Annotated in this window: 1 pseudogene; it reads right to left on the bottom strand. The window is 47.4% G+C overall.

The features are described 5' to 3' along the window. Positions 1–1386, bottom strand: a pseudogene (locus WAA15_RS24375) (fibronectin type III domain-containing protein); the annotation flags it as partial. Positions 1387–1406 lie beyond the last annotated feature (20 nt).

The raw sequence follows: 1406 nt of genomic DNA, 5'->3' as shown, positions 1-1406 counted from the left end.
AGGGGCATCGGGATGAGTAGGACTACAGCCCACATACGCATCTGCCTGAGTCACACACTTGGGTTGGACGATTTTGTTAAATATCCCGTTCAATGTTTCTAGGGGTCTTGTCTGCCCATCGACATTGATTTCGATACCAATGGTGTATGGGTCCACAATCATTGGGTCAAGCAGCTCAGGCTTTGGGGGATCAAACACCGAATCATCGATGGTAAATGTGACAGGGTCGGTAGTGGGGTCACCCGAAGGAATCAAATCTCCTGCTCTCAGTTCAGCCATGGTGCTGGTATTATCCCCACAAGCCGAACTGAGCCTGAACTCATAGGATGTTTTATCTTTCAAGCCACTAATAACCGTACTGTTATGAGTCATAGGCCATGAGTTCCAAACCTTTGTTGCGGCCTGTTTATACCAAGCGGTTATTGGATAAGTTTCGATATCTTCGGCAGTGGCCTCACAAGTCAACGCCACTCTACCTTGGCCAATGGGGTTAATCACCAAGCCTTCGGGGGCCACACAGGGTTTGCCATAACTAAAGGTAACGACCTGACTTTTTCCCTCATTTTCGTAATCATCCATTCCATTGACCTCACTTTCTTGCACCTGTACGGCATAGCGTTTACCTTTCAGCAGGGGAATATTCCCTGCCCCATAGTTGAAATAAGGGGTAGTGGTGGTGATTTCGATGGGTTGCAAGCCACTATTGACGACAACATTGGGGTCGTCATCACCATCGGTCAGGGGATAGATGCGGAGTTTATAGGTTTTTCCTTGAGCAGCATTGAGAGAAGCGGTGCTACGGCTGGTCCAAGAGAACAAGATGTTTTGAGGGCTTGTGAGTGGTAGCACGGCTCCATTCTGTGGGATATTGATGATGGGCGGATAGTTCTTAAATACATTCATCAAGGCCATACCGGTGTTGGATACCTGTCTGTTTCGGTCGACTTCGTAGGCTTCTACATACCACGTATACAGTCCTTCGGGTAAGCGTCCTCCGGAATACAAAGCGTTGTTGTCGATGCCACTAACCTGCAGATTGGAGAAATTGAAGTATTCGGCTAAGTCGGTGGCTGTCAGCAAAACAGCTTGTCCTGGGAATAGTTTGAGGGTTCTGGATGGAATGAAGCCATCGATGGTATGGATGTCTACCCCCACGCCCGACAACCTGATTTTCAGGTAGACATCTACTGAGGGTTTGGTGAGGTCTTTGAGCAGTAAATGGACTTTGAATAGTGCAGGGTTGGTGCTGATTTCAGACCATTTTAAACTATATCTGGGCTGTACGATGGGTGTACAGGTAACAGGATAATTGGATTGGGCTTGAAGGGTGAAACTGACCCCAAGGCTCTCAAAAGTTAGCAAAAGGATAAAGAATATTTTCTTCATGTGTATGGGTGTGGAACGAG

The organism is Emticicia sp. 17c, from assembly GCF_037153985.1.
Taxonomy (GTDB): domain Bacteria; phylum Bacteroidota; class Bacteroidia; order Cytophagales; family Spirosomataceae; genus Emticicia.
Note: the sequence above shows the minus strand (reverse complement) of the source record. Positions and strands in the feature narration are given on the sequence as shown.